This is a genomic window from Bowmanella pacifica (genome assembly GCF_014645355.1).
GTDB classification, from domain to species: domain Bacteria; phylum Pseudomonadota; class Gammaproteobacteria; order Enterobacterales; family Alteromonadaceae; genus Bowmanella; species Bowmanella pacifica.
Window position 1 is genome coordinate 1 of record NZ_BMLS01000009.1, and the last position, 25,782, is coordinate 25,782.

At 49.7% G+C, this 25,782-nt stretch carries 22 protein-coding genes; 11 read left to right on the forward strand and 11 right to left on the reverse strand.

The window, feature by feature from the left end:
* Positions 1-79 precede the first annotated feature (79 nt).
* Complete coding sequence (locus tag IEX02_RS19050; RefSeq protein ID WP_229702297.1) at positions 80-2,602, reverse strand: ABC transporter permease; 2,523 nt, start codon at positions 2,600-2,602, stop codon at positions 80-82.
* Positions 2,592-3,308: an ABC transporter ATP-binding protein gene (locus IEX02_RS19055; RefSeq protein ID WP_229702298.1), complete on the reverse strand. Its 717-nt coding sequence runs from the start codon at positions 3,306-3,308 to the stop codon at positions 2,592-2,594. Before IEX02_RS19055 ends, IEX02_RS19050 begins: the two co-directional genes overlap by 11 nt.
* Between IEX02_RS19055 and IEX02_RS19060 the strand changes: the two genes are divergently transcribed.
* Together IEX02_RS19060 and IEX02_RS19065 are read left to right on the forward strand one after the other, a co-directional pair.
* The gene (locus IEX02_RS19060) at positions 3,271-3,927 is read left to right on the forward strand and encodes an arylesterase (RefSeq protein WP_188699005.1); all 657 of its coding nucleotides are present in this window, start codon (positions 3,271-3,273) and stop codon (positions 3,925-3,927) included. The two genes, IEX02_RS19055 and IEX02_RS19060, sit on opposite strands and share 38 nt — an antisense overlap.
* 57 nt (positions 3,928-3,984) lie before the next feature.
* Positions 3,985-4,164: a hypothetical protein gene (locus IEX02_RS19065; RefSeq protein WP_188699008.1), complete on the forward strand. Its 180-nt coding sequence runs from the start codon at positions 3,985-3,987 to the stop codon at positions 4,162-4,164.
* A 66-nt stretch (positions 4,165-4,230) separates the two neighbouring features.
* Here the strand turns inward: IEX02_RS19065 and IEX02_RS19070 are convergent, their stop codons facing one another.
* Entirely contained in the window at positions 4,231-5,502 is a 1,272-nt protein-coding gene (locus IEX02_RS19070; RefSeq protein WP_188699010.1) for an amidohydrolase family protein, read from the reverse strand.
* Positions 5,499-6,914, reverse strand: a complete 1,416-nt coding sequence (locus IEX02_RS19075) for an amidohydrolase (protein ID WP_188699012.1) — start codon at positions 6,912-6,914, stop codon at positions 5,499-5,501. The genes IEX02_RS19070 and IEX02_RS19075 overlap by 4 nt, the downstream gene beginning before the upstream one ends.
* Positions 6,915-7,264: 350 nt before the next feature.
* On the opposite strand from IEX02_RS19075, the gene IEX02_RS19080 reads away from it, so the two are divergent.
* Positions 7,265-7,786, forward strand: coding sequence for a hypothetical protein (locus tag IEX02_RS19080; RefSeq protein WP_188699014.1), 522 nt, complete (start codon positions 7,265-7,267; stop codon positions 7,784-7,786).
* Between the two features lie 214 nt (positions 7,787-8,000).
* Here the strand turns inward: IEX02_RS19080 and IEX02_RS19085 are convergent, their stop codons facing one another.
* Together IEX02_RS19085 and IEX02_RS19090 are read right to left on the reverse strand one after the other, a co-directional pair.
* Positions 8,001-8,729 carry a hypothetical protein gene (locus tag IEX02_RS19085; RefSeq protein WP_188699016.1) on the reverse strand — a complete coding sequence of 243 codons (729 nt, stop codon included), beginning with the start codon at positions 8,727-8,729 and terminating at the stop codon, positions 8,001-8,003.
* A 460-nt stretch (positions 8,730-9,189) separates the two neighbouring features.
* A complete protein-coding gene (locus tag IEX02_RS19090; RefSeq protein WP_373285044.1) occupies positions 9,190-9,630 on the reverse strand; it encodes a tyrosine-type recombinase/integrase in 441 nt (146 codons plus the stop codon).
* A 328-nt stretch (positions 9,631-9,958) separates the two neighbouring features.
* Between IEX02_RS19090 and IEX02_RS19095 the strand changes: the two genes are divergently transcribed.
* Both IEX02_RS19095 and IEX02_RS19100 read left to right on the forward strand, forming a co-directional pair.
* A complete protein-coding gene (locus IEX02_RS19095) occupies positions 9,959-10,486 on the forward strand; it encodes a hypothetical protein (RefSeq protein WP_188699018.1) in 528 nt (175 codons plus the stop codon).
* A gap of 72 nt (positions 10,487-10,558) precedes the next feature.
* A complete protein-coding gene (locus IEX02_RS19100; protein WP_188699021.1) occupies positions 10,559-11,383 on the forward strand; it encodes a DUF2971 domain-containing protein in 825 nt (274 codons plus the stop codon).
* A gap of 100 nt (positions 11,384-11,483) precedes the next feature.
* Here IEX02_RS19100 and IEX02_RS19105 read toward each other — a convergent pair whose 3' ends face one another.
* Positions 11,484-12,413, reverse strand: coding sequence for a tRNA-dihydrouridine synthase (locus IEX02_RS19105; RefSeq protein ID WP_188699208.1), 930 nt, complete (start codon positions 12,411-12,413; stop codon positions 11,484-11,486).
* A gap of 117 nt (positions 12,414-12,530) precedes the next feature.
* On the opposite strand from IEX02_RS19105, the gene IEX02_RS19110 reads away from it, so the two are divergent.
* Positions 12,531-13,205 (forward strand): DUF599 domain-containing protein, encoded by a 675-nt coding sequence (locus IEX02_RS19110; protein WP_188699023.1) that lies wholly within the window; start codon positions 12,531-12,533, stop codon positions 13,203-13,205.
* 20 nt (positions 13,206-13,225) lie between these two features.
* Here IEX02_RS19110 and IEX02_RS19115 read toward each other — a convergent pair whose 3' ends face one another.
* The 4 genes from IEX02_RS19115 to IEX02_RS19130 all read right to left on the reverse strand — a co-directional run bounded on the left by IEX02_RS19115 (position 13,226) and on the right by IEX02_RS19130 (position 17,029).
* Positions 13,226-13,600: a hypothetical protein gene (locus IEX02_RS19115; RefSeq protein WP_188699025.1), complete on the reverse strand. Its 375-nt coding sequence runs from the start codon at positions 13,598-13,600 to the stop codon at positions 13,226-13,228.
* 265 nt (positions 13,601-13,865) lie between these two features.
* A complete protein-coding gene (locus IEX02_RS19120; RefSeq protein ID WP_188699026.1) occupies positions 13,866-15,116 on the reverse strand; it encodes a lipoprotein-releasing ABC transporter permease subunit in 1,251 nt (416 codons plus the stop codon).
* Positions 15,113-15,793, reverse strand: coding sequence for a lipoprotein-releasing ABC transporter ATP-binding protein LolD (lolD, locus tag IEX02_RS19125; RefSeq protein WP_188699027.1), 681 nt, complete (start codon positions 15,791-15,793; stop codon positions 15,113-15,115). The genes IEX02_RS19120 and lolD overlap by 4 nt, the downstream gene beginning before the upstream one ends.
* 30 nt (positions 15,794-15,823) lie before the next feature.
* Positions 15,824-17,029 (reverse strand): lipoprotein-releasing ABC transporter permease subunit, encoded by a 1,206-nt coding sequence (locus IEX02_RS19130; RefSeq protein WP_188699028.1) that lies wholly within the window; start codon positions 17,027-17,029, stop codon positions 15,824-15,826.
* Positions 17,030-17,210: 181 nt separating this feature from the next.
* Here IEX02_RS19130 and IEX02_RS19135 point away from each other — a divergent pair, with 181 nt between their 5' ends.
* The 5 genes from IEX02_RS19135 (at position 17,211) to IEX02_RS19155 (ending at position 25,774) form a co-directional block, all read left to right on the forward strand.
* Complete coding sequence (locus IEX02_RS19135) at positions 17,211-17,810, forward strand: PilZ domain-containing protein (protein ID WP_188699029.1); 600 nt, start codon at positions 17,211-17,213, stop codon at positions 17,808-17,810.
* A gap of 56 nt (positions 17,811-17,866) precedes the next feature.
* Positions 17,867-21,352, forward strand: coding sequence for a transcription-repair coupling factor (mfd, locus tag IEX02_RS19140; RefSeq protein ID WP_188699030.1), 3,486 nt, complete (start codon positions 17,867-17,869; stop codon positions 21,350-21,352).
* Positions 21,353-21,354: 2 nt separating this feature from the next.
* The gene (locus tag IEX02_RS19145; protein WP_188699031.1) at positions 21,355-22,650 is read left to right on the forward strand and encodes a CsiV family protein; all 1,296 of its coding nucleotides are present in this window, start codon (positions 21,355-21,357) and stop codon (positions 22,648-22,650) included.
* Complete coding sequence (locus IEX02_RS19150) at positions 22,647-23,165, forward strand: cob(I)yrinic acid a,c-diamide adenosyltransferase (protein ID WP_188699032.1); 519 nt, start codon at positions 22,647-22,649, stop codon at positions 23,163-23,165. Before IEX02_RS19145 ends, IEX02_RS19150 begins: the two co-directional genes overlap by 4 nt.
* 401 nt (positions 23,166-23,566) lie before the next feature.
* Entirely contained in the window at positions 23,567-25,774 is a 2,208-nt protein-coding gene (locus IEX02_RS19155; protein ID WP_188699034.1) for a GGDEF domain-containing phosphodiesterase, read from the forward strand.
* Positions 25,775-25,782: the final 8 nt, after the last annotated feature.

The following is a 25,782-nucleotide window of genomic DNA, read 5'->3' on the forward strand; positions in this document are numbered from 1 at the left end:
AGAAAACCCAATAAATACCCCACAAAGAAAAATGCCAGTCAGCTTAACTGACTGGCATTAGGCTTTCGCCCGTTTCTTATTAAATCATACGCCTAAGCAGCTCACTGGTATTAAAGGACAACAGCCGCCAGCAACTAAGCGCGCCCAGAATACCAACCACCAGCGCGCCCACCAGCGGCGCCAGCAACCAGAAATTCCAGTGAATACTCGCCTGCATATTAAATATCTGGGTCTGCAGCATATACAACGCCAGCTCATTAGCCATGGCCGCCATTAAACCGGCTACCAGACCAATAATCACAAACTCCATCACCACACTCATACGGATCAGCAGCCCTTTGGCCCCGAGAGTACGGAGTATGGCCAGCTCCTGCATGCGCTCATCCATACTGGACTGAACCTGCGCCACCAGCACTAAGGTACCGGCACACAAAACCAGCACCAAAATGAACTCTACGGCCATGGACACCTGCTCGACGATACTGCGTAACTGATTAATACGTGCATCCACATCAAACAGGCTGACGGTGGGAAACGGTGCCATTAATCCGGCCAATTCCGGCTTTTTATCGCTGTCTAAGTGAAAACTGGTGATATAAGTGGGCGAAAAGTTGGCCATACTGCGCGGTTCCAACACAAAGAAGAAATTCGGCTGCATGGTTTGCCAATTCACTTCACGGACGCTGGTCACTTTTGCCTGCACCACCTCACTGCCGATATTAAAGGTCAGCATATCCCCCATCTTAATATCCAGGCGCTGCGCCACTTCTTTTTCCACCGAGACTCTGGGCGTATCGCTGGCGGCTTCATCACCATGCCATTGACCTTGTACGACATGGTTTTCATGCTGCAGGCTGTTACTCCAGGTCAGGTTTGCTTCACGTCCCAGCCCCTGACGTCCGCGGGTATTACTGTCGTCTTCCTTGCTGACATCGGTGCGGATCGTCTCTTGGTTAATCGCCGCAAAGCGCCCTCGGACCACCGGATAAAACTGCTCAATATCCACACCACGCTCGGCAAAATGCTGCTCTAGTGTCGGTAACTGCTGCTCGGTGATATTGATCATAAAATAGTTCGGCGTACCTTCAGGTAGCTGGTTTCGCCATTGCTGTACCATATCGTTGCGCATCACCAGCACCACTAGCAGCAGCATAATAGTTACCGCGAAGCTGATCAGTTGCACCGAGTTATCCATGGCCCGGCGGGATATACGCGCCCAGGCAAGTTGCCAGGCCCCCATTCGCCCCTGCCCCAGCTTTCGCCCTATTGCAATCAGACCCAAGGTCACCAGCATTAACGACACCACCAGCAGCAGTCCACTCCCCAGCAGGATGGCACTGATTTTCAGATTGCCGCTGTAGGCCCACATCAACAAGAAAATAGCCAGGCCAGCGGCACCAAACTGTAATCCTTTGGAGCCCATGCCGGCACCTAAGTCCCGCCGCAAGACCCTAAGAGGCGGCACAGAAAACAGCCTTAACAGGGGATACAGGGAAAACAGCATGGCACAGACCAGGCCGGTAAATACCGCGATAAAGAATGGCCGCCAGTACCAGGCATCCAGCGCCACCGGCACTTTATCGGCAATCAGACTGGCGATAAGTTGCTGGATGGCATAGCCCACAACACCCCCTGCCAGAATGCCAAGCAAGGTAATAAACAGGATTTGCAGCAAGTAAATCCGTCTAACCATGGCAGCCGGGGCGCCCAGGGTTTTCATAATGGCGACCGGGTCGTAATGGCGCTGACTGTAACGCTGCGCGGCCACGGCAATGGAGACTGCCGCCAACACAATGGCCAACAAACTGGCCAGCAGGAAATACTGCTCGGCGCGTTTCACCGACCGCCCCAGAGGGGAATCCTCGTCTTTCACCGAGCGCCAGTAATGCAGTTCACGGTTAAGCTGGGGTTTAAGGTAGGCATAATAATCTTCCAGCGCACTATCATCACCAGCAAACAGGTAATCGTAGTCGGTACGACTGCCCGGCCCGGTCACATTAGTCGCTGGCAGGTCGGCCAGGTTCATTAGCACCACAGGATCGCCGCCAAACAGGTTAAAGCCCCCGTCCGGCAATTCAATCACGGCTTTGCTGACCACAAAGGCTTTATCGCCTATTTCCAGCTCGTCGCCCAGTGATATACCCAACACCTGAAACAACCGCGAGCCAATCCAGACCTCCCCCGGGGCGGGTAAGGCACGGGTTTCTTGTGGCAGACCAAAAGGTGTATCCGAGACCTTGACCACGCCTTTTAGGGGATAGAACTCATCTACGGCCCTCACATCTGCCAGCATCATCTTGTCATTGGCAAACGCCATGGAGCGTAATTGATTACGCTGTGATACCGCCAGCCCGCGTTCACGGGCCTCATCCAGCCAGGCCTGTGGTACGGGTTTATCCGACCCCAACATGCGGTCGGCAGCCAGAAACTCAGCACTTCGGTCAGACAGCGCAGTTTGCAGACGTTCACTGAACAAAGACAATGACAGTACCGAGGCCACCGACAACACAATGGCCAGCAAAATAACCGTCAGTTCCCCTCGCCTCGCTTCATGACGAAACAATCGCCATGACAGGCTCAGTGCCATTGAATTACCCAACATGACGCTGCCCTTCCACCGCCGTTACCGAAGTATCTTCCAGCACCCCACCCTGCATTTTCAACTGCCGCTGACAACGAGCGGCTAGCTCATTGTCATGGGTAACCAGAATCAGCGTGGTGCCAAGTTGCTGGTTTAAATCAAACAGCAGATTTTCAATTTTTTCGCCGTTAGCCGCATCCAGATTCCCTGTGGGCTCATCAGCAAACAGGATTTTTGGCCGGGTAATAAAGGCCCTGGCAATAGCCACCCGTTGCTGCTCCCCGCCACTTAACTGGTTAGGATAATGGCTGCCACGATGTGACAAGCCCACCTGCTCAAGGGCCTCCTGGGCACGCTTGCGGGCATCCTTTAAACCGGCAATCTCGGCTGGCAGCATAATATTTTCTAGCGCCGTCAGACTCTGCACCAACATAAAGCTTTGGAAGATAAAGCCAACCTTTTCACCGCGCAGGCGAGCCCGCTGCTCTTCATCCATAGTATGCAAGGGTTGGTTATCCAGATAAATCTCGCCACTGGAGACCTGGTCCAGACCGGCGAGCAATCCCAGCAAGGTCGATTTTCCCGAACCTGACGCGCCAACAATGGCAACAGTCTCGCCAGCCTTGACATCAAAACTGATAGGTTGAAGGATCTGTAACTCACCCTGGCTGGTTGTCACTGTTTTGGTAATGGCCTTGGTACTTATCATATTGGAGGTCAACGTCATCGTGTATTCAGCTCTCAAGGTTATCCTGATTGTTATACCCCTGCTGTGCTTTTCGGATCAATTAAAGGCGGCGCAGGTCAAATTACTGGTGTTAGGTGACAGCCTAAGCGCAGCCTATGGTATGAAGCAAGAACAAGGCTGGGTGAGTTTGTTACAAAATTCGTGGCAGGACGATGGGATCACTATAGTCAACGCTGCCATCAGTGGCGAAACCACAGACGGCGGGTTGGCTCGCCTGCCCCGCTTACTTAAGCAGCACCAACCCAGCCATCTGCTCATTGAATTAGGGGGAAATGATGGTTTACGTGGTTACCCGGTAGATAAATTTAAAGCCAATATTGAAGCCATGATTGCACTGGCCCGCAAAGAAGATGTGGTGGTACTGCTGCAAAAAATGCAGATCCCCACTAATTACGGCAGACGCTATACGCAAATGTTCACAGACAGTTTCGATCAGCTTGCCAAAGCCAACGATGTGCCGCTGCTACCCTTTTTACTTGAAGAGGTCGCCCTTAATCCTGAACTGATGCAAAAAGACCGTATTCACCCGAACGAAGAAGCACAGCCCCTGATTGCGGAATTTATGCGCCAGCAACTGGAGCCACTTTTAACCAAGTAGTCGCAAGATGAACTACACTCTATCAACCATCAGGATTGAATAACGAGGTGAGTGAAGATGGAAATTGGATCAGTAGCCGGTGCCAATGTGCAGACGGTTCAGCCACAGCCCCGACAAGAGCAGCAACAGGATGTGCGTCAGGCCGATCAGCAGCAGCGCCAAGCTGAATTAGAAGTTCAGCGCAGTCAACCCGACCCCAACCAGCGAGTGGGTACACTGGTGAATACTCAAGCCTAGTAGCGGCAACACCAGAGTCTGAATTAAACCCCATAGAAAAAAAGCGCCCGCAGGCGCTTTTTTGATTTAGGGACGCATATACTGATGCGGCGTATCTCGCTCCAGAGTCAAATAGCGATCTCTGAGCTTGGTTTGACGGGATTCCACCTTAATAGGTTGCCCTTTTATCAGTACCTGCTCAGGGGCATGCATTACTTCCAGCGGATCCCCTGACCATATCACCAGATCAGCAACCTTACCCTTCTCCAAGCTGCCATAATCCTTATCAATACCAAACAACTTAGCGGTATTAATGGTCAGTGCAGCCAGGCCATCCTGCCAGGGCAAACCATTGGCCACCGCATTACCAGCGTGCTGGGTAGCCAGTCGCAAGTTATGGGTATCCACCCCAATAGATACTTGCACGCCAGCGGCGTCTAAGCGACCGGCATTGGCCATAGTTGAGCCCAGCATATCAAAGGCATAGGGCAGGTTTGGCTCTGGATCGAGAATGACAGGGACCCGAGCTTCAGCAATCTCACCGGCAATTCGCCAACCTTCGGTAGCACGTAATAGCGCCAGATTGATCTTCGGATGTCGTGCTTTAAAGGCCAGAACCTGACGGATATCAGACACGCGCCGCGCATCCACAACCAACAGCATCTTGCCTGTAACCACAGGAATCAGCGCATTAACATCCATCTTACTCAACTGACCATGCCACTCGTCCTTAGGCCCAAGCGCTCTGCCTTTTAGTGACTGCGCCTCAGCAATGGCATTTTCAATTTGCGGCCACAGGGCGGCGCGGCTGCCACCTGCGTCATCGGCCCCAGCATTACTGACAGACACCGTCATAAAGGCTTTGGCTTTAACCAGGTTGTCATCGTCTCCCAGGCTGATGATGGCGCCCTGACCGCCAAATAGGGTATGAGTACTGGACATACCGGTCGCCGCCAGGGTAAAGCCTTCAATACGCGTCACATCCACCACCGAGTTATCGGGGTTGATGGCATAGGAAACATCCAATGCGGCACCCGCTTTGGAAAAATCCTGCGGTTTATAACTGGCATCCACAGTACCGGCAGAAGAACCCACTTCCACCAGCCCCACTGAGGTATAGGCCCCCATCAAACCAGGAGTAACAATTTTCCCCTTGGCATCAATGACACGAAAATGCGCGGGGATCTCAATCCCTTCACCAATGGCTTCGATGCGGCCATCGCGGATCAATACCGTAGCATTGTTTACACTGCCCTGCTCAGATAGGGTATGGACATAGCCTCCCACCACGGCAATGTTGTCTGCCTGCGCGGTCAGGCTTAGCAGACCGGTGAGTAAGGCGATACTGGTCTTTTTCATTTTACGTCTCCTTCACCGGGTTGGCCTAACTCAAAGTCTGACACCGGCCAGCTGTCTGGGCGCTGGCGATCGAATGCCAATCCACCATCAATGTATACCCGTTCGGCCTGCGCATAACTTGAAAACGGATCGGCGCTCCACAATACCAGATCGGCATTTTTGCCCACTTCCAGCGAGCCGGTTTTATCAAAGATGCCGAGGGATTTGGCCGGATTGGCTGACAGCCACTGCCAGGCCACCGCTTTACTAATATCAATACCGGCACGCTGACCATCACCTAGTGCCTTGGCCGCCTCCTGATTTAATCGCTGAATGCCCAGGTCACTATCCGAATGCACAATGGCGCACGCACCCGCTTTATGTACCATGGGGATATTCTCACGGATACCGTCATAGGCTTCCATTTTAAAGCCCCACCAATCCGCCCACATAGCAGAACACACCTGGTCATCGGCTAACCGGTCGGCAATTTTGTAGGCTTCAACCGCATGCTGGAAGGAGGTGATTTTGTAATCAAACTCTTTCATCAAATCCAGCATGGTGCCCATATCATCAGCCCGGTAACAGTGCATATGCACCAGGATTTCGCCATTCAATACCCCGGCCAGGGTATCCAGGGTTAAATCACGTTTAGGCGGCGTGGGGTTCTTACCAGCTTTATGCTCTTGGGTATATTTATCCCATTTACGTTGGTAGTCCTGCGCATCAGACCAGGCCTGGCGATAGCCTGCCACGTTACCCATACGGGTGGCAGGTCCACCCTTATTGCCATACACCCGCTTGGGGTTTTCGCCACACGCCATCTTCAGGCCGTAAGGAGCATCAGGGAATTTCATATCCTGAATGGTGCGACCGGGCAGGTTCTTGACGGTCACGGAACGACCGCCCACCAGGTTAGCCGAGCCTGGCAGAATTTGCAGTGCTGTTACCCCGCCGGCCAATGCGCGACGAAAACCCGGGTCTTGAGGCCAAATAGAATGCTCAGCCCAAACCTGCGCCGTTACCGGTTTGGTCATTTCATTTCCGTCGGAGTGAGAAGGGCCGTCCGGTGTGGCATACACCCCTAAATGACTATGTGCATCGATAATACCCGGGGTGAGCCATTTGCCTTTACCGTCAATAACAATGGCATCCTGCGGGGCGTCAACGTCGCTGCCCACTGCCACGATTTTACCGTCTTGAAAAAGTACCGAGCCCTTATCAATCTGCCCACCCAGCCCGTCTAAAATACTGACATTGGTAATTAAGGTGGCAGGTGAAGGGAGTGCCTGGTAAGTACTGGGATAGGGGTCTTTATTAATCTCGACCAGTGGCGCCGAGGCTTCTTTTTCAGCCTTCTGACCGCAGGCGGCCAGCACCGCCATTGTCAGGGTAGCCAATAGCAAGCGCCCTGTTTGTTGTTGTTTTGTCATGATATCCCTGTAAGTCCGCGCGGGTTCACCGCTTATGGTTTTAGGAAAAATCAATACAACAAATTAACTAAACTGGATCAAGCTCATTGCGACAGTCTGTTGACTGATACAGACCATCGGTTTAAGTGCAGTGACTCATATTTGATCTGACACTTATGCTAGGAATGTTAGACTCGACCTGACAGTCAGCAAAGAGCGAAAAACGGACACTGATTAGCTCATTGGTGTCCGTCTGCTTAAGACAAATTGCAGCCGTTCGGGCTGATGCTCATCGAATCGATCCGCTTTATTTTTCACCAGCCAGTTTTGCGAACTCCTAAGTGTATGACCTGACAGCGTAAAGCTGTAATATGCCATTAGTGATTCATTTACATGATAAGTTTCAAGAAGCCATGATCGAGGAATTTCGGACAATTAAGAAGGAACAAACGGAAAGAGCTTTAGTGTACGAGGCCGCCGAGTCGAATGAAATGGCATATCTATCCTTATGGGCCGTTTTGGAAAAGGGATTGAAAATCATAGAAGTGGTTCGAAAGCGTGAAGAATTATACGAACAAGTATGTGCTTGGAAGGATTATCTTGACGGCCAGAACAACAAGCAACCGTCTGCTATCAAATCGTTTTCGCTCCAAGAGCCGGAAAAGATTCCTGATGTTAAGGTTATTTCAGGGTATATGGGTGGTCTTCCAGTAGTAACTGAAATCATGAATACACAAAGTAAAAACGGCTCAACAAAGTGGCGTGATAGAAGGAACAGAATAGCTCATCAGGCAGCACCATTTGGTTCAAACGAAAAATATGAAGAATTTAGAGATAAGATTTGCACCGGGATCGATGAGATGGAAAAGGCAATCATTGATTATGAAACTTAATAATATTGGCGGTAGTGACGGTCTGGTAATCGCTCTTTCCGGACTTAACTATTCACGACGCCGAAGGGCAACTTTACGTTCACTGTTGCCAAGCGGCCAGCCCCAACAGTCAGTTTCAGACAAACTTCGGACCTTCGCGTGTCGAGTAAAAGAGTAACCGTCACGCTAATTTATCGAAGCTGGAGTATGTCGACTAAAGTGGTGGCGATTCAAACTATGACGAGGAAGCAACTTCAGCACTTTGAGTTGCATCCTTTCGCCCAATAGTTCCTCGGTGTTTATGGGGCTCGATATGTCTAAGCCAATATACATTTGTATTGCTGAACTGATTTAAGTCGGTGACTTCAGTATCGATTTGTAAAAAGTCATTTGCGATTAAGAAAGACAAAGCAGGTTTAATATCATTTCGTTGTACAGCAGCGTATTTGGTGATTTTTTCATACCCGAGCTTAGTGCATCCAATCTGACTATCTCTAAATGCAACAACGACTAAATAAATCTTAAGAGCGTTTAATTCAACTTTGCTTCTTAACTTGAATGACTCAAAAACTTTTACCTTTGAAAGTTTTTTGTCATATAGCCCTTTAGCTGGCAACTTACCCCATCTTGCTCCATCGGCAAGACCTATTATTGTGAAGATATTAGGCCTCTTATTACTACTCACCTTTATGAGTGAAAGGCTCTCAAGAACTCTTATACCATTAGAGACCTTCGTTCTACTTATGCCCAACAATTCTGTAAGCTTATCGTAAGACATTTGGGTATCACCCAACCGCCCATTCGCTAAACTATCTTTATCGCTAGCATGATGAGACAAAACTATAAGTAACATAAGGGCAGCAATGTAGTCTGACTTGGCGTCTCCACTCCATTTCATTTTATGCAGCGGAGAATCCTCAAAATCTAAAAACCTAACGCTGGGTATTTTTGTCCATTCAAGCATTACTTACTCTCCTTAGCTTTGGCTGGTTCCAATACTTTTACCACTATTCGCAATGCACAAAACACTACTACCAACGACAAACCGACAATTAGTAGCGCAAGATGCTCCGTCGGTAGACTCAATATTGATTTGAATAAACTAGTTAACTCACTCATCAGCTGTTCCTAATACTATTGATTAGGCTCTTTTTTAACGAAGTTTCAATATTGTATCTAGAAACAGTATGCCGAAGAAAGGATTGCTTTATTGATTTAAACCATATTATTCAATGATTTGAGTATGAAAAAATAGTCCATGAAATAATCCATTAGAGTCCATAGATAGGTGGCTGTAGTCTACTGTCCTTTGAGGTGGGGAGATTATTTATCCTAAGGTCCGCTTAACGTACGCAGCCGCCAGACCTCAAAACTCGAACGGAGGCATTTGGCACAAGAGGGTTGCTCATGCAGCCCTTTTGCTCTTAGACTTCAATGGATTCTGAAATCTCTAATGCATCGTCTACTTCAATTCCAAGATACCGCACTGTGCTTTCCAGCTTCTTGTGGCCCAGCAAGAGCTGGATGACTCTAAGATTCCTAGTCTTCTTGTAGATTAGATAAGGTTTGGTTCTCCTCATTGAGTGGGTGCTGTATAGCGATGCATCAAGCCACAGCTTCTGAATCCAACCATGGAAAATACGACTGTATTGCCGGGTTGAGATGTGTTCCGAGTCAGTAATCCTGGGCTTAAACAAGTAATCCGAGCCTAACAAGTTTGCTTTCTTTATCCATGCGGAAAGGGACTCTCTAGTTCCTTGCGTGATTTCGAACTGCACTGGACAGCCTGTTTTCTGTTGTACAACGTGAGTACGGGTTAATATTGAGCGCCCGCAAGCAACATCTGACACCTTAAGTTTGACCAAATCTCAGCCTCTGAGCTTGCTATCAAGACCAAGATAAAAGAGGGCTAAATCCCGTGTCTTACCTTCCAGTTCTAGCCTGATACGGATACCCTAAATATGAGATATCTGAAGTGGCTTTTTCTGTCCGATGATGCGATCTTTGTTCCAGGGTACTACTTGTTGAACAGCCATGATTAATCTCCTGTTGTTCGGAGAGTTAAGTATGGCGGCTCAGATGAACGAATAGCGGACATTGGACTTTTTAACCTTGCAAGGTAATGTAGCTTGTAAGATAGCCGACTTTGCATGGCCGGTATAATTCGCTATTACGTGTAAGGCATAGGGAACTATGGAGCAACTCAAGAGTCTTGAAGAACTGACCAAAATGGACGAAAAGCACCGTCTTCTTGGTGCTGTTTGCGGCAGCGTTCCTAGCCTAGAAAAAATGCACGATTTATTATCGCAAGAGCATCTAAACCGCGAAGTTCCTGATGAGGTTAAAGGGCAATTCAATGTCGCAAGAAACATGGCACTTTATAGCTACTATTTCTATGCGCTAGCGCCGGAAGTGCATTTGAAAACCTATACAGTGATAGAGCACGCTCTAAAGCTCAAAGCGAAGCCTGAAAATCGTATGATGTTGGGCAAACTGCTCCGCATGGCGCTTCAGAATGGTTGGATTTCTGATGCGGGGTTCCGCCACATTGAGAATCCGTCACCAGACAACGAGTGGTGCAGAGCGATGCTCAAGGGTATTCCTGATCTTAGAAATTCTCAAGCTCACGGTTCATCGATGTTGGTGGGAGACTGCATTCAACACATCGCAGTCTGTGCGGACTTTATTAATCAACTCTTTCCTGAAGGTGAGAGCACGTAATAAGGCGTGGAGGGCAGACGTTCCTGACGGGCTGCCGCTTCGCTATGCGTTAAAAGTATTAAGGAAGGTGTAGTGCTTTTCAAATATCTGCCAGTTGACCGCCTAGATGTTATTGAAAACCTTAAGATAAGGTTTTCACCTTTAAGATCTCTAAATGACCCGTTTGAAGCTTACCCTCTAGTAAATATCAGTGAAGATATTAATCCTGTAATTAATCAAACGCTTAGAGAGTTTGATGAGTGTTGGGCTAGAGCACCGGAAAGTGAAAAAACAAAGGAAAATCGGAATCTTTACGAGGAGATGAAAGAAGATTTCCTGAATAATGCTCAAGATATCTCTAATCCACACAAACTTGGTCTTGCCCTGACAGATTTTTTGAAACACCTTGGGGTATTATCATTGTCTAGAACGAATTCGAGTCTGTTAATGTGGTCACATTACGCTTCATGCAATAAAGGCTATGTTATTGGTTTTGATGAACATCATGAATTTTTCCATAGACGGGATTTAAAAGGGGACATAGTTAGACCATTACCTGTAATTTACACAACTGCACGTTCAAGTGTTAATGACAGTCACTATGCCTACCGTCAGAAACTATTTGGGGAGAAACCAATCGAATGGTCATATGAAGAGGAAGAGAGACTATTTCTGAATCACATCGACAGTCGCTTTGCTACATCTAAAGATGAATACGGAATGGATGTTATCCTGACCGACATCCCCAAAGACGTTATATCAAGTGTTTACTTAGGGAGTAATTCATCCAGAGATACTAAATATCGAGTTTGGGAAGCATTAAGGCAAAATCATATTCAGGCCGCGGTGTATCAAGCGGGCATATCCCGAACAGAATATAAGGTTGAGTTTGAAAAAATTGAGCAAGAATGCTTATAAAAAAGAGTTACTGAATGTCCGTTATTGGCACAAAGCAGACTGTCAGGTTTGGTGAAGCTCTAAAATGAAAAGTGTCAGATAGAGTTTTGGTTAATCCAGTTTAAGGCTGCTGTAACGCCTCAACAATCTGCTCAGAAGACTGCATGGCACGGATCTGGGCAAACAACGCATCAGCCTCAACATACTGACGTTTCAGGTATCCCAGCCACTGTTTTATCCTATTGGGGTAATACTTGCCTTTATCACCATAAATTTCATAACCGGAGTAACGGGTCAACAGCTGGCGCACCTCCTCCCAACTCATGGGGCCGCTTTGCTGCTTGATCACGGCCGCCAGGTTAGGCAAGGATAACGCTCCCCTTCCCAGCATAATAGCTTGGCATTGTGACTGCTGCTGACAAAGCACCGCATCCTCTGCCGACCAGATTTCGCCATTAGCGACTAAAGGGATCTTCACATGCTGTTTGATTCTGGCAATCCAATCCCAGTAGGCCGGTGGGTTATAGCCTTCCACCTTAGTACGGGCGTGAATAGTAATCAGACTTGCTCCGGCGGCTTCCAGAGCCAGGGCATTATCAATGGCTAGACTCTTATCTTCAAAGCCCAGACGCATTTTGGCGGTGACAGGCTGTGTCGGGGGAACTGCTTGTCTGACGGCATGAACGATGTTGTACAGGCTGTCGGTTTCCTTCAGCAATACCGCCCCCCCTTTACTTTTATTGACGGTTTTGGCCGGACAGCCAAAATTCAAATCAATACCTGGCGAACCCAGTTCCACCGCGCGAGCCGCATTGTCAGCCAGGCAACCAGGATCCTGTCCCAGCAATTGCACCCTGACAGGCACCCCGGCCAAGGTTTTACCGCCAGTATGTAATTCCGGACACAGACGATAAAACACCCGCGGCGGTAACAACTGGTCTACCACTCTGATAAATTCGGTCACGCACAGATCAAAGCCGCCCACACGAGTCAGCATGTCGCGCATCAGATGATCAACCACACCTTCCATAGGGGCCAGGGCAATATGCATTTCTTTTGTCATGATTTAGGGGTAGTCTTTTGTCTGTGTTACCAGGAGCGAACGGCAGTACGATAGGGCCGCGCAGTTTAGCAGATTCCTTAATATTGTAATCAGTAAATCCATTCTATGAACTTAATTGATACCCTTGCCCTGCTCTGGTTCCTGAGCATCTGGATTGGCTACACCTTGTTTGCCAAACGCAAAGCCAAGCATACCTCTTGTTTAGCCAGTGAAATGCGAGCCAAGCGGACGCGTTGGATGACGGAAATGTTGGTCAGGGAAAACCGTGTTGCCGATGTATCAATTATCTCGACACTGGAACGCAACATTACCTTTTTTGCCTCCAGTTGCCTGCTGATCCTGGCCGGCTTGCTGACAGCCACCGCATCGGTGGAAGAAATCAATGCCATGATCCACCAGTTAAGTCTGTCGGAACAGTCAAACCAGCAAATTCAAATAAAATTACTGTTGTTGGTGGGGATCTTTGTCTTTGCGTTCTTTCAGTTTACCTGGTCGTTGCGCCAGTATGGTTTCGGCGGGGTGCTAATAGGTGCCGCCCCAAATGGCAATAAGATGAGCGAAGAAGAGCTGAACCTATACGCAAATCGCACCGCCAAGGTAATTGATCAAGCAGCTCACTCCTTTAACTACGGATTGCGCGCCACCTATTTTTCCTTATCTACCCTACCCTGGTTTATCGATCCCAGGTTATTTATGCTGACGGCCGTCATTACCATGTTGATCATGTATCAGCGAGAATTTCACTCTAAGGTATTAAAAGCCTTAAAGGACTGTCACTGAATTTTACACTAAAAGCCACACTACCAACGCCTGATACGGCTGGCAAAATAACTCAGCATGGAGACCAAACCACCGATAACAAAGGCCTGTAGCGGAGCCAGTACAAATACCTGTGGTAATGTTCCGCTTATAGAAGGGTTTACACCTGCGACCAAAAACCAATCAATATGGACATATAACAGGCTAATGCTGGCCCCAAACAAAAAGCCGTTGGCCGCAGCATAGGCGCCAGGAAATCCGTGAGCACGTAGATACTTTAGCCATGCAAAGGCCAAAACCAAAGGAGAAATAACCCATGGAAACAACAGGTTAACTAAAACCCCTTGAACGATAAAACAACATATAGCCACCAATACAATCCAGATATTGGCCGCTTTTTTATTCCACTTAAGCATGTTTTCAGCCCCGACAGCGAGTTGACCCACCTTGTTCACCCACCCAGTGCAATTTGTCCAAAGCTAAATTGCAGCAAGAATTGAACCAACTCACATGGGATCTACGTAAGCAAGTAGAAAATCAGCCTCGACCTAAGCCAATACGTGCCCCCAAGGGCTTTTTAGCAAGAAGTAACGAGTCAACAAAATGACAGCATGCAACGGCGGCGACCCCAGCCAAGGTCGTCACAGTTGCCATTTAGATACAATTTGAGAGGGATTGTCGCTAGTGTCCAAGCACCTTGGCAGGTTCAATACGAGCCGCCTTAACCGCAGGATATAAAGTAGCAGCGCTACTCAGCCCAAGGGCGATGGCAGCAGTAACCAGCACATCAAAGAGATGGATTTGTGAGGGTAAGAAATCAATAAAATAAATATCACCAGACAACAAGGTGATGCCGGTCAGGCTTTCCAAACCACTGGCCAAAGCAGATAATTTCCACGCCAGCACTAAACCACTGAATACACCAAATGCGGTACCAATTAAGCCATTGAACAAGCCTTGTAGCATAAATGCACTAACAATCAGGCTATCCCTGGCCCCCATGGTCTTTAGCATCGCAATTTCCCGGCGCTTTTCGTTTACCGCCATCACCAATGTCGACACTATGTTGAAGCAGGCCACGGCAATCAACAAGGTCAGCACCAGATACACTACCGCACGCACAAGTTTAATGTCCTGATACAAGTGTCCATGGGTGCGGGTCCAGTCGGAAATATACACATACTGTTCAAACCCCATCCCCAGTTCGCGCATTAAAAACGGCGCGCGAAACGGATCTGCAAACCCAAACTCCAAACCCTGAGCGCCGGACGTTACGCCAAGAATGGACGACGCCTTGCTAAGATGAATCAGTGCCAGATGATTATCCACCAACTCACCGCCAATACCGGCCGCCCCCACCACATCAAACCATACCGATTTGGGAGGTCTGAAATGTTGACTGTCGCCTTGCTGCGGCATCAATAACTGCACTTTTTGTCCGACCTCGACGCCGAGCTTTTTCATAATACCGCGGCCAAGCAATATGCCATTGGGCTGTTGCTCAAACGCCTGCCATTGCTCGGGCGCCGTCATTAAATGAATGCGTGTCGATGGGGTAAATCTGGTGTCAATACCTGTAACTTGTACCGCATTCATCTTCCCTGCACTTTGCAACATCGCGGCCATCTGAGTAACAGGGGCAACATAACGCACATTAGGGTCTGCCTGAAAACGTTGAACTTGCTGCTGCCAGTCATTGATCCCTTCCGGCGTTACTGCGGTCAGTTCACCATGCGGCAACACCGCCAGTAACCTGTCTTTGAGCTCACGTTCAAAGCCATTCATTACCGACAGCAATAAGATCATCACGCAGCATCCCAGGGCAATGCCCAGGGTAGATGAAGCCGAGATAAAAGAGGTAAAGCCGCTTTGTCCGCGACTGCGGCGAAACCGCCAGGCTAACTGACTGCTTAAGCGCCAGCCAGTGCTCATAACACCGACTCCAACTTGCCGTTATGCAGACTTAAGGTTCGATCCAAACGTTCTGCCAGGTGCAGATCATGAGTCACTACTACAAAGCTGGTACCTAAATCACGGGTAAGTTCGCGCAGCAACATATAAATAGATTCAGCCGTTTTATTATCCAGATTGCCGGTAGGTTCGTCGGCTAACACTAGCTTAGGCTGATTAACCAAGGCACGGGCAATCGCCACCCGTTGACGCTCACCGCCGGACAATTGCGCCGGCTTGTGCTGTGCACGCGAACTTAAGCCGACCCGCTCCAACATTTGCAATGCCCTGGTTTTGGCTTGTTGCTGGGGAAGCCCACCAATAAGCAGCGGCATGGCAACGTTTTCCAGCGCAGAAAACTCGGGCAGCAAATGGTGAAACTGATACACAAACCCCAGACTTTGATTGCGAAATGCAGCCTGACGCTTTGCACTGAAACTAAATATGTCCTGCCCGTCAAACAACACCTTACCCGAGGTAGGCGTGTCTAACGCACCCAGCAAATGCAATAAGGTGCTCTTGCCGGATCCCGAGCTCCCGACTATGGCCAGTTGCTCAGCCATACCCACGTCAAAGCTGACATCTTCCAGCACGCTGACGGGCTGTGGCCCTTCGTCATATTCTTTGGTCAGTTGCAGGCAACTTAACAACGACTTCATATTGTTCCTTTGATTTCTGACAAGGCCAGATTATTCATCACGCAACGCCTGAGCTGGCTGCACGCGGGCGGCCCGAATGGCAGGGTACAAGGTGGCAACCAGGCTCAGCAACAAGGACAAACCCAACATCATCGCCACCTGATGTGCTTGGATATCTACGGGCAGGCCAGAGCCGTCCGGCGTTGCCAGTAAGTGAACACCGAAGATGTCCAACAAGTTATTGAGCTGTGTGGCTAACAACAAACCACCGACCAACCCCAACAAGGTGCCTTTAATGCCGTTATACAACCCGTTAATTAAGAAAACATTAATTAGATCAGCCCCTTGCATTCCCTGCGTGCGGAGAATAGCGATATCCCCCCGCTTTTCCGTCACCACCATCACCATAGCCGACACAATGTTAAAAGCCGCTACCGCGATAATCAGAGCCAGCATCAGGGCCATCATGTTCTTTTCTGTATTTACCGCATCAAACAAAGGGCCCTGGCGTTGCCGCCAGTTGCTGGAAGCCAGCCCCATCTGCTCAAGCTCAGCGGTTACCGATTGCCAGGCAAAAGCATCGTCGAGAAACAAGCGGGTTTTGGCCAGTTCCGGATAACTGCCGCGCAATAATTTAAGCGCATCGTTAAGGTGAATCAGTACCACCTTATCATCCAGCTCAGAGCCCACATCAAAAATCCCCGTGATACGAAACTGCCGCTGACTGGGCATACGCCCCAGTGGCGTATACACACTGGCATCTGCGCTAAGCAAACGCACTTTGTCCCCCAGGCCAAGTCCCAGCATGGCCGCCAGCGGACGCCCCAGAACCAGGCCATATTCCCCGCTTTTAAGTGCGCTTAACTCACCCAACATCATATGGTTACTGATAATGGCGTTAGCAGGCATAGTTTGCGGGTCAACGCCCTGAATCATCACGCCATGTAAGGCCCGGGGAGACTGTAACAGCCCCTGAGATTCAAGCATGGGGGTAGTCGCCAGCACATGCTTAAGCTGACCAATCTGCCGGACCGCTTCGCTGTCGGTGGTATCCACCAGAATATGGGGATTAATCCCCAGAATGCGCTTTTTCAATTCGCCTTCAAAGCCATTCATCACCGATGAAACCGTAATCAAGGCTGTCAGCCCAAGGGCAATACCGGCCACCGAAAAGGCATTAATAAATGCAATAAAGGGGTTACCCTTGCTGGCTCTGGCATAACGCAAGCCGATATAGGCAGATATGGGATAAAACATCTGTTTTGGTCGCTTTCCTCGTACCAATACCGCAGTATGCATTGGTCATTATTTGACTGATAAACACCCTGACCAGTCCTTTCGATGCAGGCCCTGTTTATCGTTGGCCGATAATAGGTGTAAGCTAAGGGACAATCAAGGGCCGAACCGGCATGACCGGACAGGTGGCAAAGGAGTCAGGATGGAGTTACCAAGCCTCGAACAAAAGCGTCAGCAGTTCGATGAATTTTTCCGCATTAAACATCCCATCAAGGTTAACCTGCGGGAACTGGATGCTGATTTTGCTTTGCCAAGCGCAGAGCAACTTGTCGAGCAAATGCCCTATGCCTTTCGCATTGCCAGTGAAATGTCTGCACTGGAAGTGGCTGCCCTACGCCCACTGCGTAACCTCAGTGAACATGCCGCCGACCTGGTGACTTTCCTCAATCATCAGTCACGTAAAATCGACCTGATGATGTCCTATATATTGCACGAGCAAATGCGTCAGGACGAACAGTTTGTCAGCCATTCCTTTGGTGGCGGGGGGATTGTTCTGTGTTCACCCCGAGCAATTCCGGTCGGCCAGCAGTGCGAATTGCGGCTGTTTTTAGAAGAAGAAGCAGCCGCGGTATTTTGCTACGGTGAAGTTATTGCTTGCGAGCCTGTTGCTGATCAGTACCATATCTCGCTGTTTTTCAACCGACTGCGCGAAGAAGACCAGGAATTACTGGTGCGAGCCAGCTTGCATCTGCAAACCCTGCAGTTGCGTAAGCGAGCTAAACAGCGCAGCGAGAGTGAATAGGACGTTTGCCACCGGCGAACACCATCAATTGACTTAAATAAGCCGTCTACCTAAGCATGACCAACAGTATTTTTGCACCGCCTTTGCCGAAAAAGCAGGGAGACCATCTTCAATGGGGCAACCTGCAGGGCAGCAGTCTGGCCCTGACTATCGCCAATGCAGCCAAAACCAGCCATCGCTCTATTCTGCTGGTAACAGCCGACACGCCCAGCGCCCTGAAACTCGCCCGGGAAGTGGAAGGCTTCTTACATGCAGAACAAGGCCTGGCGGTTAAGGTTTTCCCTGATTGGGAAACCCTGCCTTACGATACCTTTTCGCCCCACCAGGATATTATCTCGCTCAGGCTTGAGACCCTTTACCATCTGACACAACCTCAACCTTGCGTCTATGTGGTGCCGGTCAATACCCTGTTACAACGCATGGCGCCACGGGATTACCTGGCTAAATATCTGTTGATACTCAAACAAGGGCAAACCCTTGAGCTGGACAGTTTTCGTCAGGGATTGGAACGGGCCGGGTACAGTGCGGTTAATCAGGTGCTTAGCCACGGCGAATATTCGATTCGCGGCAGCATTATCGATTTGTATCCCATGGGGAGTCGAGAGCCTTATCGCATTGACTTGTTTGATGATGAAGTAGACAGCATCCGTTTGTTTGACACCGACAGCCAGCGTTCAGGCGACAAAGTTCCTGAGATTCGTTTATTGCCGGCCCGCGAGTTTCCTACCGATAAACCGGCAATCGAGCTGTTCAGGCGACAGTTTGTTGATCGTTTTGATGCCAGCAACGCCAAGGACTCGGTCTACTACCAGGTAGGTAAAGGGATAATGCCCGCAGGGATTGAATACTACCTGCCGCTGTTTTTTGAACACACCGCCACCCTGTTTGATTATTTGCACCCAGACAGCCTGCTGCTGATGCAGGGGGACTTAGTCAATGCCGCCGAGTTTTACTGGGCCGATTTGCACGAACGCTTTGAACAGCACAGATATAATCCTCTGCGCCCCTTGCTCTCACCGGCCGAGATTTATCTCAAGGTAGACGAACTGTTTGCCCGTTTTAAAGACTGGCCGCGGATCAGTATTCAACATCAGGCGCTGGAAGACAAAGCCGGTCGCATTAACTTTGCCACCACGCCGGTCACAGATATTGCGGTAAATCCGCAAAGCAAGACTCCCCTTTTAAACCTCAGCCAGCAGTTAACCACCTGGCAGCAAAATGCCTATAAAGTGCTGTTTTGCGTGGAATCCCAGGGCCGGCGCGAGAGTCTGCTGGAACTGCTGAAAAAGATTTCCTGCAAGCCTAAGGTGTTTGATGATGTAAACCAGTTCCTGACCAGCCATGAAACACTGGGCATCACCTTAAATATTGCCGAGCACAGTTTTGCCCTGGCAGAAGCCGATGCCAAACTGGTAGTCATCACAGAAACCGAGCTGCTCGGCCATAAGATCAGTCAGCGGCGGCTGCGTGACAAGCGTCAGGCCACCGATGAAGCGGCCGTTATCCGCAATCTGGCAGAGCTATCAGCAGGGCAACCAGTCGTACATTTGGAGCATGGTGTAGGCCGTTATCTTGGCCTGCAAACCCTGGATGCCGGCGGGGTCACCACCGAATACCTGACCATAGAATACGCCAAGGGTGCCAAACTCTACGTGCCGGTATCCTCTTTACATCTAATTAGCCGCTACAGCGGTGGCGATCTGGATCATGCACCGCTGCATAACCTGGGCACCGATGCCTGGGCGAAAGCGCGTAAAAAGGCCGCCGAAAAAGTCCGTGATGTAGCCGCCCAGCTTTTGGATGTTTATGCCCGGCGCGCCGCCAAGCCCGGCTTTGCCATTCCCATCGACTGGAATGAGTATCAGAGTTTTGCCGACAGTTTCCCCTTTGAGGAAACCGCCGATCAGGAACAGGCCATACGCGCCGTTATTCAGGATATGGGCAGTCCCAATGCCATGGATCGTCTGGTGTGCGGTGATGTAGGCTTCGGTAAGACCGAAGTGGCCATGCGTGCGGCGTTTTTGGCCGCCAATGCCGGTAAGCAGGTAGCCATTCTGGTACCCACCACCCTACTCGCCCAGCAGCATTTTGAGAATTTCCGCGACCGCTTTGCCAACTGGCCGTTTCGTATCGAAGTGATGTCACGTTTTTCCAGTGGCAAGTCACAAAGACAAACTCTGGATGAGCTGGCAGAAGGCAAAGTCGACATTGTCGTAGGCACCCATAAACTGCTGCAGGATGATGTGAAGTTTGCCGACTTAGGTTTAGTGGTCATAGATGAAGAACACCGTTTCGGGGTACGACAAAAAGAGAAGTTCAAAGCGCTGCGTGCCGATGTAGACATACTGACCCTGACCGCCACGCCGATTCCCCGTACCCTGAATATGGCGTTGTCAGGTATGCGTGATTTGTCCATTATTGCCACGCCTCCCGCTAAGCGTTTGGCCATTAAAACCTTTGTACGTCAGCGTGACAAAGCCCTGATCCGTGAAGCCATCATGCGTGAAATCCTGCGTGGTGGTCAGGTTTACTTCCTGCACAACGAAGTAGACAGCATTGAACAAACCGCTACCGAGATCGCCGAAATTGTTCCGGAAGCACGTATCGCCATAGGCCACGGCCAGATGCGCGAGCGGGAACTGGAACGGGTCATGTCGGACTTCTACCATCAGCGTTTTAACGTGCTGGTATGCACCACTATTATCGAAACCGGTATCGATGTGCCCTCGGCCAATACCATTATTATGGACAGAGCCGATCACCTGGGGCTTGCGCAGCTGCACCAGTTGCGTGGCCGGGTAGGCCGTTCGCACCACCAGGCTTATGCCTATTTACTTACCCCGCACCCCAAGCGCATGACCAAAGACGCACAGAAGCGTTTGGAAGCCATCGCTTCACTGGAAGATCTGGGCGCAGGTTTTGCCCTCGCCACCCATGACCTGGAAATCCGCGGTGCCGGTGAGCTGCTAGGTGATGATCAATCTGGTCAGATAGCCTCGGTAGGCTTCTCCTTGTATATGGACATGCTGGAACAAGCCGTGGAAGCCCTTAAAAACGGCAAGGAGCCATCCTTAGATGAAGCCTTGTCGCAACATACCGAGATTGAGCTTCGCATACCGGCTTTGCTGCCGGAAGACTATATCAACGACGTCAACACCCGCTTGTCGCTGTACAAGAAAATTGCGAACTGTAAATCGGACGATGATCTGGATGATGTGCAGGTTGAACTGATTGACCGCTTTGGGCTGTTACCGGACCCTGCTCGCAATCTTATCAAGCTGACGCAGATGAAATTGGCGGCACGTAGCATAGGCATCAACAAGATAGAGGCCAGCGCCACAGGTGGGTTTGTAGAGTTTGCTCAGGATACCCGTATAGACCCAGGCTTTATTATCAAACTTATTCAGTCGCAACCTAAGATCTACCGACTCGACGGCCCGCAAAAACTTAAATTTGCGATAAAAACGGAAGCCCATCTGGAGCGTGTTACACTCATCGCTTCGATGCTGGATGAATTCAAACAACGACTGCAGGCGGCCTGACTATGCAAACAAGACGTGCACCTCTGATAGGACTGATGATGGCGCTTTTTGCCGCCCCAGGCCAGGCCCAAAATCAGGATTGGTGGTTTGAAGTGGAAGTCGTGCTGTACAAGCAAGGTCAGGCGGTTGAAGCGCTGGATGAACAGTTTCCTCAACCTGTGGCCACGCCCTATGACCGCCGTGCGATGGATTTGCTAAGCCCACTGTTACATCCGGATACCTCGGCATTACGCGCCGCGCTACCAACTTGTCAACCCGGCGAGTCAAAAGACGCGCTTCCCTTTGCCGTTGCGGACACCCAATTGCTGGAAGAGGTGCAGCAGCAATTGGATGAATCGGCCAAACAGCCGGCATCGGTTATACAGGGGTCTATCTCAGCACAAGACCCAATGTCCGACTTCCCGGCGCACATTGTCGCAGCCTTGCCTAATGCCGATTTACCGGCCTGGCGAAATGAGGATTTCGTCGATTTGTACCCCTTGATGCGCACCGGCTGTCAATACGACTTCGAGCTGGCCTGGTTAGACGATTTGGTTGTCCCCCATCCCCGAGCAGAAGATTTTGTCGAGCAAGCGCCAACCTGGCCCAATGGTGAAGAAAAGCCCTATGCATTGACCCCTTATCTGCTGCCCACAGAGCAGCTGCAACTTAGCCAGTTGGCACGTGATTTATACCGTCAACGCGGTATAGCACCGCTGATGCATCTGGCGTGGCGCCAGCCGGTAAAATTTGGTCGCAGTAAAGCACAGGCAATGCGTTTATTTGCCGGACGCAACTTTGCCAAAAGTTACGATCTGAATGGCTATACCATACAGCCAGAAGAACAGGTTACCCTACAGGAAAGCGCGGATACTCCCGTCGAAGCATTGGATCTGATGGCACAGGTAGAGCAGGCGCTTGCCGGGCCACTCGTGCTGGAAACACAGCCAACTGAGGCGCTACCGGAAACAGAAAGTACCAATGAGCTGTGGGAGCTGGACGGCCTGTTTAAGGTCTATTTGCAGTATATTAACCGGGTTCCCTACCTGCATATTGATGCCGACATGGTGTACCGTAAGGAAGGCCAGCCGGGCTTAATGGGTACTAAGCCAATGCAAATTGCGCTGGCTGAACAGGGACAACTGGCGCCGGCCGATGCCGCCTCAGGTCAGTATCAACTGTATGGGATGCCCTTTGATCAGCTCAGACGCATTATCAGTAAACAGTTACATTATTTTGACCATCCCATGTTCGGAATGGTGGTGGAGGTGCGGCGTTACCACCCACCCGAGCCCCCCAAGGAAGACGCGGCACAATGAAGATTTACACTAAAGGTGGCGATAAAGGCACCACACAGATATACGTAGATAAACCTGAGCGTCTTGGCAAACAGGATATTGTACTGGAGTGCTATGGCACCCTGGATGAGCTCAATGCCCATCTGGGATTGCTGGCATCCGGCCTCAAAGAACTGGATCAGCTAACCGCAGTTCAGCAAGTGCAGCAAGCGCTGTTTCAAATCGGTTTTGCCCTGTCTGCCAGCACTAAGCTGACCGATGCTGACGTTGAACGATTGGAACAGCAAATAGATCAGTGGCAAAGCGACATCCCACCGCAAACCAGTTTTATTTTGCCGGGCGGCTGTCATAGTGCGGCGCAAGCCCACGTATGCCGAACCATTGCCAGGCGTGCGGAACGAAGAATGGTGGAACTAAGCCACCAACGTGAAGTACCCGGCGTCTGTTTACGCTATCTGAACCGTTTGTCTGACTGGTTATTTGTACTGGCCAGAGTGCTCAACTTCCAGGCGGGTATGGCCGAGCCTAAGGTTTAAAAATTCAGTTAAGGCCCCCCTGCATCTTAGGCTAATGGTGTGAGAGGTGCGCGGCTCTCTGATAAGCATAGGCGCCGAACATGGCCTGCTGGTCGCCGAGCAATGACTCGCTAACCTCACAGCTACGGATCTTCCGCCCAGTCTGAACATGCAGTTCATCGCATTATTTAGCAACACTATCTTAACAACCAGTCTAACAGTGATCAGATGAACCTAAGGCACAAGTGATTGATCAGCGGTCAAAAGCCGGCTAAGTTCGATGAAATGCAGGAAAAGTCCAGGAAAATCAAATAAGCACTATATCTAAGTAAGCAGAAGAACGACGAGTTGCACCCTCTATCAGGTTATGTAATGGTCTACTGCTCTGTCTGTTTATCGTCATGACAGGTTGAAATAATAAGTTGAACTGGCTGTATCAACATATAAAAAACTATCTGTTGTTGGAAAAGGAACACTTTACCGACGCCGACAACCGAATTTGGAAACTCAGTGCACTTAGGATCATTTTACTTAGCGGCACGCTGCTAACCTTAGTGATCCTTTTGCATTCTTCATATGTGGCCTACCGTTTGGATAGGCACTTCGTGCTGGCTATTAGCTCCACCTTTGTTTTGCTGCTGGTTATGATCCTCAGCCTGGGGAAAAATGCCACCAACCTGGCGGCAGCTGGCCTCCTGCTTACCGTAGTATTAGCCGGTGTCAGTATTCTGCTGTTCGTGCCTGACTTTGAATCCGCCAAATTCGGTCTGCTATTTCTGTTTACCTTGCCGCTGTTCGTACGTTTGTTTTTCGGTAACAAAGCAGCCATTGTGGCGATGCTATTCAACCTTATTCCTTATGCGCTGTTGATTCGTAATACACCACTACCGCAACTATTCAACCTGCAAGCGAGCCTGCCCCAAACACACACTTACTTGAGCAGCTTGGTGTTTCTGTTTTTTAACTTCTGTCTGCCGTTAGCTGTGATGCGTCTGCTGACAACCTTGGACAGGCAGTCTAAAGCCTTGACCTTACAAAGCCGAAAATTAGGCACAATAGTCAATCGTTATCAGGAAATCTTTGACAATGGTGGCACCGCATCGTTTTTTTGTGACCAACAAGGCAACATTCTGCAAGCCAATCAGACGGCCCGCGAACTTATCCGTCAGGCAGGCGGAAAATGTGGCAGTTTGGCGAAGATATTTCATTTTGACGAGTCATTAAGCCCAGGCAAGAAAATACGTGGCAAATTAAAGGCACCTCCACATGATCACTATGAACTGCATCCAGCCAGCTTAGTACATCACAAGAAACAGTTGATTCATTGCCACAATATCTCCCAACAAGACAGTTTCAAACGCTTGTATTTTCTGGACAGTCTGACCGGTCTTCGTAATCACAATTTCTGGTACGAGCGTGCCTTCTCACGTTTAAAACACCCCAAAGTATTACTTCTCCTGAAACTGGCTAACCTGCGTGAAGTGAACGTTCAACACGGTCTGCATACCGGTGATCAGTTGTTAGTGGAATTGAGCCGCCAGCTACGGCGCAAACTGCCCGGGCAAGTTCACTTCTATCGTTTTCCGGGTGCTAAGTTTATGTTGGCTACCCCCGTTTCGGTATTTCAAAATCAGCGTCCCCAGGAATGGCTTACCCAATACCTGCCGAGTTTTATCAGTTTACAAATGCCGGAAGGATGTCTTGATCTGTTACTGGACTGGCGTGTAGGTACTAGCCCACAGCGCGAAGGGGTGGCCGCCAACTTGCTGATCGAGGAATGCGCTATTGCGCTGAGCCGCGCTGACAGTAAACATCACGTGGTAGAGTATGAGCAAATCTACAGCCGTACTATTCACAGAAACAGCCTGCTTCGTGACAAAGTTAAACAGTTTTTGGATGAGCGCGCGCTTGAACTCTGGCTACAGCCGCAATTCAATGCTGAGCACCAACTGACGGGATATGAAGCATTGGCCCGTATTCGTCAACAGGGCAATCAAACGGTGCTGACACCGCAACAGTTCTTGCCACAGATCGATCAGCATGACTGGCATGTGCAGTTCTCCACTCAGGTATTAAATAAAACCATCGACATACTGCGCAATTGGCCTTCCACATTACCCTCTGTACCTGTGGCGATTAACCTGGCCGGTCCTGAAATACTCGATGATGCATTCTATGAAAAGTTGCTCCGTTATTACTCACAAAGCCCATTGCTGAGGCAACGACTAGAGCTTGAAATCACCGAAACCTCTGCCATGGCTCGCCATGACGAGACTCGCAAGCGCCTGACCTGCCTCTCAGAGTTAGGAGTTTGTGTCATTATTGATGACTTTGGCACAGGCCATGCTTCCTTGTCACAGCTTATCGATATTTCGGCCTCGACACTGAAAATTGATCGCGAGTTTATCGACAGAATTACCGATTCGCAGCGGCATTTAAAACTAGTCCAGGCCACGTTGGAATTAGCCAACAAGTTGAATATGCATACCATCGCCGAAGGTGTCGAAAACAGCGAACAACTAGCATTACTTAAATCATTGGGATGTCAGCGCTTTCAGGGCTATCTGTTTGGCAAACCCATGCCCCTATCCCACTGGGTTGAGCAATATAGCGCTGTCAGCACCACCTAAAGCGGATG

Bases quoted from the DNA above. Each gene is read 5' to 3' on its own strand.
- IEX02_RS19120 (WP_188699026.1), bottom strand. From the start codon at position 15,116: ATGAGCACTGGCTGGCGCTTAAGCAGTCAGTTAGCCTGGCGGTTTCGC.
- mfd (WP_188699030.1), top strand. From the start codon at position 17,867: ATGACCAACAGTATTTTTGCACCGCCTTTGCCGAAAAAGCAGGGAGAC.
- lolD (WP_188699027.1), bottom strand. From the start codon at position 15,793: ATGAAGTCGTTGTTAAGTTGCCTGCAACTGACCAAAGAATATGACGAA.
- IEX02_RS19115 (WP_188699025.1), bottom strand. From the start codon at position 13,600: ATGCTTAAGTGGAATAAAAAAGCGGCCAATATCTGGATTGTATTGGTG.
- IEX02_RS19145 (WP_188699031.1), top strand. From the start codon at position 21,355: ATGCAAACAAGACGTGCACCTCTGATAGGACTGATGATGGCGCTTTTT.
- IEX02_RS19080 (WP_188699014.1), top strand. From the start codon at position 7,265: ATGCCATTAGTGATTCATTTACATGATAAGTTTCAAGAAGCCATGATC.
- IEX02_RS19085 (WP_188699016.1), bottom strand. From the start codon at position 8,729: ATGCTTGAATGGACAAAAATACCCAGCGTTAGGTTTTTAGATTTTGAG.
- IEX02_RS19060 (WP_188699005.1), top strand. From the start codon at position 3,271: ATGGCCTTGGTACTTATCATATTGGAGGTCAACGTCATCGTGTATTCA.
- IEX02_RS19075 (WP_188699012.1), bottom strand. From the start codon at position 6,914: ATGACAAAACAACAACAAACAGGGCGCTTGCTATTGGCTACCCTGACA.
- IEX02_RS19070 (WP_188699010.1), bottom strand. From the start codon at position 5,502: ATGAAAAAGACCAGTATCGCCTTACTCACCGGTCTGCTAAGCCTGACC.
- IEX02_RS19055 (WP_229702298.1), bottom strand. From the start codon at position 3,308: ATGACGTTGACCTCCAATATGATAAGTACCAAGGCCATTACCAAAACA.
- IEX02_RS19050 (WP_229702297.1), bottom strand. From the start codon at position 2,602: ATGTTGGGTAATTCAATGGCACTGAGCCTGTCATGGCGATTGTTTCGT.
- IEX02_RS19130 (WP_188699028.1), bottom strand. From the start codon at position 17,029: ATGTTTTATCCCATATCTGCCTATATCGGCTTGCGTTATGCCAGAGCC.
- IEX02_RS19105 (WP_188699208.1), bottom strand. From the start codon at position 12,413: ATGCATATTGCCCTGGCCCCTATGGAAGGTGTGGTTGATCATCTGATG.
- IEX02_RS19095 (WP_188699018.1), top strand. From the start codon at position 9,959: ATGGAGCAACTCAAGAGTCTTGAAGAACTGACCAAAATGGACGAAAAG.
- IEX02_RS19110 (WP_188699023.1), top strand. From the start codon at position 12,531: ATGAACTTAATTGATACCCTTGCCCTGCTCTGGTTCCTGAGCATCTGG.
- IEX02_RS19065 (WP_188699008.1), top strand. From the start codon at position 3,985: ATGGAAATTGGATCAGTAGCCGGTGCCAATGTGCAGACGGTTCAGCCA.
- IEX02_RS19150 (WP_188699032.1), top strand. From the start codon at position 22,647: ATGAAGATTTACACTAAAGGTGGCGATAAAGGCACCACACAGATATAC.
- IEX02_RS19135 (WP_188699029.1), top strand. From the start codon at position 17,211: ATGGAGTTACCAAGCCTCGAACAAAAGCGTCAGCAGTTCGATGAATTT.